This window comes from Parabacteroides sp. AF48-14, assembly GCF_003477465.1.
GTDB classification, from domain to species: domain Bacteria; phylum Bacteroidota; class Bacteroidia; order Bacteroidales; family Tannerellaceae; genus Parabacteroides; species Parabacteroides acidifaciens.
Genome location: NZ_QUDI01000077.1, coordinates 1 through 8,704, shown reverse-complemented (window position 1 = coordinate 8,704; position 8,704 = coordinate 1). Strand labels below are relative to the sequence as shown.

The 8,704-nt window shown below is 49.5% G+C and carries 7 protein-coding genes; all 7 read right to left on the bottom strand.

Features of this window, described 5'->3' with window-relative positions:
• Positions 1 to 157: 157 nt before the first annotated feature.
• Positions 158 to 1,777, bottom strand: a complete 1,620-nt coding sequence (locus tag DW083_RS21535) for a sialidase family protein (protein ID WP_122333790.1) — start codon at positions 1,775 to 1,777, stop codon at positions 158 to 160.
• Positions 1,778 to 1,792: 15 nt separating this feature from the next.
• A complete protein-coding gene (locus DW083_RS21530) occupies positions 1,793 to 3,040 on the bottom strand; it encodes an MFS transporter (protein WP_122333791.1) in 1,248 nt (415 codons plus the stop codon).
• Positions 3,040 to 4,236: an AGE family epimerase/isomerase gene (locus DW083_RS21525; protein ID WP_122333789.1), complete on the bottom strand. Its 1,197-nt coding sequence runs from the start codon at positions 4,234 to 4,236 to the stop codon at positions 3,040 to 3,042. The genes DW083_RS21530 and DW083_RS21525 overlap by 1 nt, the downstream gene beginning before the upstream one ends.
• Positions 4,237 to 4,249: 13 nt before the next feature.
• Positions 4,250 to 5,167, bottom strand: a complete 918-nt coding sequence (locus DW083_RS21520; protein ID WP_122333788.1) for a dihydrodipicolinate synthase family protein — start codon at positions 5,165 to 5,167, stop codon at positions 4,250 to 4,252.
• A gap of 132 nt (positions 5,168 to 5,299) precedes the next feature.
• Positions 5,300 to 6,514: an ROK family transcriptional regulator gene (locus tag DW083_RS21515; RefSeq protein ID WP_115498436.1), complete on the bottom strand. Its 1,215-nt coding sequence runs from the start codon at positions 6,512 to 6,514 to the stop codon at positions 5,300 to 5,302.
• Positions 6,515 to 6,612: 98 nt separating this feature from the next.
• Entirely contained in the window at positions 6,613 to 7,302 is a 690-nt protein-coding gene (locus DW083_RS21510) for an ATP-binding cassette domain-containing protein (protein ID WP_122333787.1), read from the bottom strand.
• The gene (locus DW083_RS21505) at positions 7,289 to 8,242 is read right to left on the bottom strand and encodes a hypothetical protein (RefSeq protein ID WP_122333786.1); all 954 of its coding nucleotides are present in this window, start codon (positions 8,240 to 8,242) and stop codon (positions 7,289 to 7,291) included. Before DW083_RS21505 ends, DW083_RS21510 begins: the two co-directional genes overlap by 14 nt.
• Positions 8,243 to 8,704: the final 462 nt, after the last annotated feature.

Genomic DNA, 8,704 nt, shown 5'->3' with positions numbered 1-8,704 from the left:
TGCGCATGAAACGGAAATTTCCCGGGCATGGAACTCTTCTCCGGTCCAAGTCACTTTTTGCGGCCAGGGGAGCAAATGAGGGATACCGGCTGCTTGCGCAGCCAATATCCCTAAACCTTAACTCACTAATATGAACAGTATGCGTTTCATGAAAAACTTATTTCACTAAATCGGTCAGCTTGACCGCCTGGAATGTCATGTGGGCGACGCTCGATTCGTAGAAGATGCCGACCGTCTCGCGGTCGATCATGGAGAGGCAGGAATAGCCCCATCCTTCTTCTTCGTCCAGTGTTACCTGGTTGGCGAGCGGCCAGGTCATACCTCCGTCCGTACTGACTTTTATCGTGATATGGTTACGTCCTTTCGTCGTGTTCGGGTTGGAGAAGATCAGCAGGTCTTTTCCGGTGATATTGTCCTTTGCATCGACATGGATGAGGCTTGCCATGCAGACGGGCTCTTGCAGTGCGCTGCGGCTCGACGGGTGTTCGTACCACGTTTTACCCAGGTCGCGGGTCGTGGCTACGGCACGGCTTCCTCCCCGGTTGTCGCGCATGTTCAGCATCAGGACGCCGGGCTCTACTTCCGCCACCTGCGCTTCGGTCGTATTCGTCCGGGCCAGGTTATGCAGATGCCAGGTGGTTCCGCGGTCTTTGCTGTACATGATGCCCGCATTCGGCACACGGGTGGAATCGATAAACTGGATCGGGAAGACCAGTGTCCCGTCCTTCATCGTGATGCCTCGTCCCGGCCCTTGCAACAGGAAATACCAGGAAGGATCTTTCACCTGCGAGGTGATATTGATCGGTTTGCTCCACGTTTTCCCATCGTCCTCACTCTTGACAAGCATTAATTGGGCGGTGCTGTCCGGTGTCATGCCCGGCATGGAGTTCCACCAGGCGCGTCCGTTCCCCATTCCGTGTGTCCAGGCCGCAACGACCCAGATGGTATTCGTTTTCTCGTCCACCAGGATAGACGGGTCGCCCACGCCATTCTGCGCATGAGGCAGTCCGCCTGTTTCGCCGAAAGTCATGGCCACGCGCATCGGTTCCCAGGTCTGTCCTTTGTCGGTACTCCGGCTGACGCCTATGTCGACCATTTCCTGCAAGTCCACACTGCTGTTGTAGCGGATGTCGTACACACCTAACAATGTTCCGTTGTTGGAAGTCACCAGCCCCGGAATGCGGAATGCGGAAGCGCCATCGTCTCCGGCATGTCGCACGCCGATCCCCATGCGGCGCACATCCGCCTTGCCGTCCCACATGATCGTTGCCGGCATGCCGTTGATCTCGGCCATCGGCATCTGTACGGTGAGAGTCGACAATAAAGAGGTTTCCGGTTTCATTTCGATGCTGACCCAGTAATAGTTGACGCCCTCTACCATCGGTTGGTTGCTGGTGAAGGTCACCGTCCCTGTGATTTCCGTCACTTCACTCTGCTTAACGGAGTAAGCCGGATTGGCCGCTTTTGTTTTTCCTTCCGCATGGCTGGAAATATAGGATACGGGGCGGTAATGCCGGCCTTCCCTGGAGGCTGCTTCCGTGCCGCTATAAAAGAGGCGCAACGCCTTTATGTCGTTTAAATCGATTTCTCCTTTGAATTGCAGGGACAGTTTGTTGAGCACATCGCCTTTATGCGCGTCTATGCGCATTTCCAGCAAAATATTATCCGTCCGGTCGATCAATATCGGAACCAGAGGTTTCCTGACAAACAGGCTGTCGGCTGCAAAGGCCGTTTGAATGAAGAGAAGGAGGCTAAAATAAAGAAGTATCTTTCTCATGATGTTTTTTTATTATTAATCGTTCATATTGATTGTTTTCGGTCGCAGGAAGATTACTTCCACGACTAAAGCGGCAAAGACCAGACCCGCCATCATGGCGAAATCGTGTCCCAGGTTTCCGGCATCCGTCGATTCGCCTAATAGTTTCGTGATGAACGCTCCGGCAAACACCCCTGTCATATTCATAATCCCGTAGGCCGTAGCCCGGTAGCGCGGCGATACGAACTGGCAAAGGATCGGCATGTTGTTGGCGTCGAATATGCCGAACCCGATACCGAAGCAAAGTCCGCCGCCGATAATCATCGCAAAGCTATTGCCGAACCCTAAGAGCAGAAGCGCGGGAATAGTCAGCGCCAGTCCGATGGAACCGGTATAAATACGGCCCCGGACATTTCGTTGTATCCATTTATCAGATAATATACCGCCCGCAATCACCCCGATAAAGGAAGAGATCGCGATGGTGAAAGTCGATAGCGGCCCTGCCTCTGACATATCGATGGACAGGTTTTCCGAGAACAGCGTCGGCAGCCAGTTCTTGGTTGCCCAGCCCGGCAGGCTCGACGTGGCGAAATAGAGCAGGATAATCCAGAAAGAGATGTTTACGAATAACATTCCCATTCCTTTTATCGCAGCCGCCACCGGATTCTCTTTCGGCCCGGGAGCCGAAGCAACCGGCTTGACAACCGTATGGTCTTTTTTATCTCTGAGGAAAAGGATCAGCACCAGGCTGTACGCAATCCCGATGATCCCGAACCAGTGGAAAGTCGTCTCCCAACTGTATGCCCCGGCGATTGTCGCCCCGAAGCCGCCCAACGCCTGTCCGGTGTAAAGGCCGGTCATATGGACGCCGACCGCAAGCGAGCGGGTTTTCTCCTGGTGGTAATCCGTTATCAGGGAAAGTCCGGCAGGAATATACAAGGCTTCGCTGACTCCCATAATGGCCCGGAGGATATAGATCTGGTTGAAGTCTGTCGAATAGCCCATCATCAATGTTACGAACGACCAGACAAAGAGACTGCCTACGATCAGCCACTTCCGGTTCACCCGGTCGGCGATCATGCCGGCCACCGGGCTCATCAGGCCGTATATCCAGAGGAATACAGCCATCAGGCGGCCGAAGTTGGTGGCGGATTCCAGTTCGGTAATATCGATCATCATGGCAGACTTCATGGTCGAAAGCATCTGTCTGTCCATGTAGTTTAACAAAGCTACGCCCCAAAGCAAGGCGACGACTATCCAGGGATAGTATTTCTTATTGTTCATCATAGCCCGGGCAGTATTTCCTTACATAACAGATGACATTTCAGAAGCATCCGGGGGATGTGGAACGGTCCTTTATACATGTTCCCCTTTGCAGGCTGTGAGAGTGTTCCGTCATAATGGAAATAGCCGAACCATTCGCCGTATTCCTTGTCCGGAAAACGGGCGTAGGTATATTCGTTGATCTGCCGGTGCATCTTCAGGTATTTCGGGTCGCCGGTCGCCTCATACGCATACAGCGTGGCAATGATGGCTTCGCATTGCGGCCACCAGAATTTCATATCGTGCCAGTATTCCTGTTGCGGGCGGTTTTTGCAATCCCTGAAATACGTGATCCCGCCGTACTTTTCATCCCAGCCCCACTTCCAGGACCAATCGAGGATGGTCAGCCCCATCTGTTTCAGCTTCGGGTCCCAATTGCGGTGTTTGGCCTCTTCGAGAATGAACCAGGCTGTTTCGATGGAATGTCCCGGATTGATGGTCCGGCCTGGTATCGAGTCGATAAACTCGCCGTCCGGTCCGACAGTTTCCAAGATCGCTTTAAACTCCGGTTTCATGAAATCGCGTTGCAGTTCGGCTATCGATTCGTCGATCTGGCAGGTCAGCACAGGATCGTCAATTGCTTCCCGAATACGGGCGGCAGTGTCGATCAGGATCATGCAAAAGGAATGACCTTTTGCAACGAATCCTTCTCGAAATTTAGGCTCTAATGCCCTGGGTGTGTTCTTGTAATAGAGAATTTGGTTGAACAATTTGACCGCTTTTTCGGCATAGCTCTTGTCGCCCGAGGCGATCGAATACTGAGCCATGGCGATGGCGGCAAATGTTTCAGAAAATACATATCGGCGTTTACGTACGGGAGTTCCTATTTTCGTTACTTCGTAAAACATGCGTCCGTCCGTATCGAAACAGTGTTTTTCGATAAAGTCGATGCCGCTTTTGCAGGCATCCAACCATTCGGCGCGTTTTTCGAGATGATTGTAAGCATAAGCGAGTATAAAGGCAAACCGCCCCTGGAACCAGACCGATTTATTCGTGTCTAATAGCGAACCGTCGCGGTCCAGGCAAGTGAAATAGCCTCCGTTCTCTTTGTCTAACCCATATTTCAGCCAGAAAGGCAGAATGTCGGTCAGTAGATCTTGTTTGTATTTTTCGCCCCAATACCCTAAGTATTCGGACGGGCGTGCGATGTCATTCATGGCATTTTGTTTTTTAGAACTTATTGCATCTGTCGAAGAAGCCGATTACTTCCAGTTCCGCTTTCATGGCAGCCTCTTCCGCATCCGTCATGTTCTGGAACGGCGTGCGGTTCTTGCCCAAGTCGAGCCCGATCAGTTTCATGATCCGTTTCCCTCCGACGATGTTTCCGCGGTAGTGGCAGATCACGTTGATGACTTCCTGTGAGAAGTTCTGGCGTTCGCGGGCCGTTTCCAGGTCTCCGGCAGCCCAGGCTTCGAGTATTCCGGTCAGTTCCTTGCCGTTGTAGTTGGTTGTTCCTCCGATGCCGCCCTGGGCGCCGCCCATTGCTAAGCAGGGAAGGATTGTTTCGTCCTGGCCGTGAAGCATATCGAATTTACCGTCTTTGTAGAGGCGGCATTGGTTGTATTCGTACAGGCTTTCGTATGTATATTTGATTCCGGCAAAGTTCGGGATGCGCCCGTCCACCGCTTTCAGCAGTTCGACCATCGGCAGGAAAGCCCCGTTGAAAGCCGGGATATGATAGTAATAGAAAGGAAGTCCGGGAGCGCCGGATGCGATCTCCTCGCAATATTTGACAAGCTCTTCTATCCGGTTTACCTTTGGAAAAGGAGAGGCCATTGCCCCGATTCCCCAGGCGCCGATCTTCTCGGCATGGGCGGCAAGCTTACGGCTCGATTTGACACAAGTGCTTCCGACATGCACGATGACCTTAAAACCTGCGGGGGCCACAGCCACCCATCTCTCGGCCAGTTTCATGCGTTCTTCGTCGGTCAGCATATAACCTTCGCCGGAAGAACCGTTGATAAACACTCCTTTTAAACCGTTTTTGACAAGAAGTCCGGCGTAAGCTTCTATGGGTTCGTAGTTTACCTCCCCGTTTTCGTAGAACGGGGTGAAAGGTGCATCAATTAAGCCTTTAATCTTTTCCATTACTTGCGTTGTTTAATGTGTTTTATTACCTGGTATCTTTAAATACTTGGCAAATATAAATAAAATATTTTAATAACAAGCTTGATATTAAAATAATATTACAAATAATGGTCTAAAGAATAGCGAGTTCTGTTAATAACGTATCATGCCGAGCAGCTTGCTCCTTGACAGAAGACAGGCTCCGATTGCGCCCGCCCGCTCTCCCAAACGGGAGATTTTGATTTCCGTATCCTGGTTGACCAGGTTAAGCGAATATTTGCGGATAGCACTTTTGATCGGGAGGCTGATGTATTCGCCCGCCAGTGAGAGTGTCCCGCCTAATATGACTAATTCGGGATTGAAGAGATTCATCAGTCCGGCAATGCCTTTCCCTAAATTGAACCCCATCTGTTCCAGTATCTCGATGCAAAGCACATCTTCTTTCCGGACAGCTTCCAGCAGGTCGCCGAGCGAAATCTCTTTCCCGCTGTCCAATTTACCGGCAAGGATCGTATTGCTGCCCTCCCGGTGTCGTTCCGTCAAGATACGGTGGAAAGCCGAGCCGGATGCTTCCGTCTCGAGACAGCCTTTTTTGCCGCAATGGCACAATACCTCGTTGTCGAACATGCAGAAGTGCCCGAACTCTCCTGAAAATCCGGACCTGCCGTAATAGAGATTCCCGTCTACAATGATGCCGAGGCCCAAGCCCCAGGCCATATTGATGAACAGGATATTTTTTTCTCCCTGTACGACGCCTTTCATATATTCGCCGTATGTCATGGCACGGCTGTCGTTCTCGATGAATACTTTTGCCTGCAACCGCTCTTCCAGTATTTGCGCAAGTGGTTTTTCATCAAAATAGAAGATGCTGTAGCTGTAGCCCGATACCGGATTCACGCGGCCGGAGATATTGACTCCGACAGCCAATATTTTATTCCGTTCGATCGGCAAAGACACGATGAAATCTTCAATAATCCGGCAAAACTCATCGAACGAGGCAGGCGTGTTTTTCAGCTCGTACGGGACGTTTTCCTCCAATTGGACTTTATCCCCTTTGAAATCGATAGCCGCCATATTAAGCTTGTCTTTGAGCATATCTACTCCCACGAAATAGCCCGATGCGGGATTAAGACCATAAATATTGGGCTTTCGTCCTCCGTTTGTGTCTTGCTTCCCGAAGTCCAGGATGTAGCTGTCCTCCTGAAGTTCGGTAACCAGCTTGGTGACGGTCGGGACACTCAAATCCATTTCCCGTCCAAGGTCCGCAATAGTCGCGTCGCCATTGGCAATATAATAGTGGATGATCTTCTTTTTAAGAAGTTCACTCCGGTTATTGCTGTCGGAAGACAATAAGAAATTTGTGTTCATGGTCGTTAGATTTTTACAATAATAAAATGCTCTACAAAAGTATATAAAATTTTTTCAAATATGTGATTGTAAAAATAAAAATGTATATGAATGTGAACTTATAATAGTTGTTCGATCGCTCCATCGGCACGCTGCTTCACGGTGGTGTGGAGTAATTCTTGCAGTTCCCCGAAACGCTCTTTGGGATAGCTGCTGGCGATTATTCCGTCTTTCATGTAGTGGATATAATCGCAAACCGTTGTCAGGGTTTCGTAAATATGGGAGGTGACAAGCACTGTTTTTCCGTTCTCCCGCAGGCGCGATAAGATGAGAGTCAGCAAGTGAGCGCTTTCGAGGTCGAGGCCATTGTAAGGTTCGTCCAGTATCAGGATCGGTTTGTTCATTTTCAGCACGGCAAGCAGGGCAAGCTTTTTTCTCATCCCGGTGGAATAGTTTTCGGTTATCTCACCTAATGGCAGCGATAGCAGCTTTTGCCAGCTTTCCGTATCAAAATATGTCCCGCCGGAAGGGAACAGGTTCAGATACTCGTTACCGGTCATATAGGGGTAAAAATAGTTCTCCGATTCCAGATAGCCGATCTCCTTTCTTTTTAGCGGTGAACCGTCATAGAGAATGGTTCCGCTTTGAGGACGGATGAAGGAGTAAAGCGCATTGAGCAGTGTTGTTTTGCCTGCACCGTTCAGCCCGACAAGTCCGTGGATTTTTCCCGTTTCCATCGAGAGGCAGATCCCTTTCAGGACATCTTTCTCTTTGTCATAGCCGACTCTCAGGTCTTCAATTGTAAGCATAAAGATATTGTATTAGATTACGGCGTGCCGTGATATATTTTTTTATCAGAAGCAATAAAGTCAGAGGAGCCAGTACCGGGAAAAGTATGCCGAACAAGGAGATCGAAATAGCGATCTGCCCGCCCGTAATTCGGGTATTCGGTAGATAAGCGGCATATTTGGACACAACCATCAACGCAATATTCAAGCTCCCCAATAGCACGAACAGCACTGCCAACCACCAATGGGCGGGATGCAGGAGCGTGTAAAGCAGGCACACCGGCATCATCGGAATGAAGTATAACCGTATATATAGGTTTAATTTCCGGTGAAGAAAACGGTTGGCCGGCAGCTCCTGTGCACAAAGTATGGAGGTCGGTTCCGAATAGCAGAAAAATTCAGCCATGATGCAAGTCAAAAACCAAAGTGACACCAAAGACACATAAGGCAAAGACAACCCGGCGTAAGCGCTGCCGTAAATAACTAACATCAGCCATCCATATTTACGGACGCCTGTTCTGTACTCGAAAGCCTTTTCCGGGATAAAACGTGGCGGCGAAAAACCTTTTTGTACCCGGCGGACAGGCTGTTCCTGAAGGCTGATCAACCAACATCCGATCCAGACTCCCAGTCCGACCCAATAATATCCGCGTATTATTTCGAGAATAAAGACGGGTACGGACAGCAGCCAGTAATCCATAAAAAAGACTTGTTGAGGTTTTTCTTCCACGAGTTGGCTAAAGTGGAAATCGTTGCGTCGTAAATGAAGCAGCCAGATCAGTAACAAAAAACATCCTCCTGTCATTGCCGCTCCTGTAAGATTGTCCATAAAAGCATAGATCCCACACAACAAAAATACAGCCATCCCGGTCAATATCACCAGATAAGGCACCGGAATATCCCGTACAATCTTGCCGAATTGCCGGAACCGGAATTTCAGGAATGCTTTGTTGTAATACATATGCTCACGCTTTTGCTGATAAATATACGATTATTCTGGAAAAAGAAGGAATCTGTTTCAAATATCTCGAGTTTTGAACGTCCTGCAAACCTAATAGATTACAATAACCCCCTTTTTGGGCTGTTTTTCTATTTCGTCCGAAATCTTGATCCATTTTGGATTGACTTTTTGCATGGTTTTAACCTCCCCAGCTGACAACAGGAAGAATGAGGTGCCGAGGTCGCTCTGAAAAGCCTGCAATTTGATTGGCGGAAAGTAAAAATAGCGACAATATGATAAAGCTTAACTCCCGGAGAATCGAATATTTGAAAATAAAACGGACGGCGTTCCAAATATCCCAAGGAAATTCAGGTGCTTTTTTGCCCTTATGACGGTCCACTTTTCAATTACGACCGTCCAAATCGCCATTACGACCGTGCTAATCTTCGCGAGGTGCCGAGTGCACTACACATTAGCACGGTC

Bases quoted from the DNA above. Each gene is read 5' to 3' on its own strand.
- DW083_RS21535 (WP_122333790.1), bottom strand. From the start codon at position 1,777: ATGAGAAAGATACTTCTTTATTTTAGCCTCCTTCTCTTCATTCAAACG.
- DW083_RS21530 (WP_122333791.1), bottom strand. From the start codon at position 3,040: ATGAACAATAAGAAATACTATCCCTGGATAGTCGTCGCCTTGCTTTGG.
- DW083_RS21525 (WP_122333789.1), bottom strand. From the start codon at position 4,236: ATGAATGACATCGCACGCCCGTCCGAATACTTAGGGTATTGGGGCGAA.
- DW083_RS21520 (WP_122333788.1), bottom strand. From the start codon at position 5,167: ATGGAAAAGATTAAAGGCTTAATTGATGCACCTTTCACCCCGTTCTAC.
- DW083_RS21515 (WP_115498436.1), bottom strand. From the start codon at position 6,514: ATGAACACAAATTTCTTATTGTCTTCCGACAGCAATAACCGGAGTGAA.
- DW083_RS21510 (WP_122333787.1), bottom strand. From the start codon at position 7,302: ATGCTTACAATTGAAGACCTGAGAGTCGGCTATGACAAAGAGAAAGAT.
- DW083_RS21505 (WP_122333786.1), bottom strand. From the start codon at position 8,242: ATGTATTACAACAAAGCATTCCTGAAATTCCGGTTCCGGCAATTCGGC.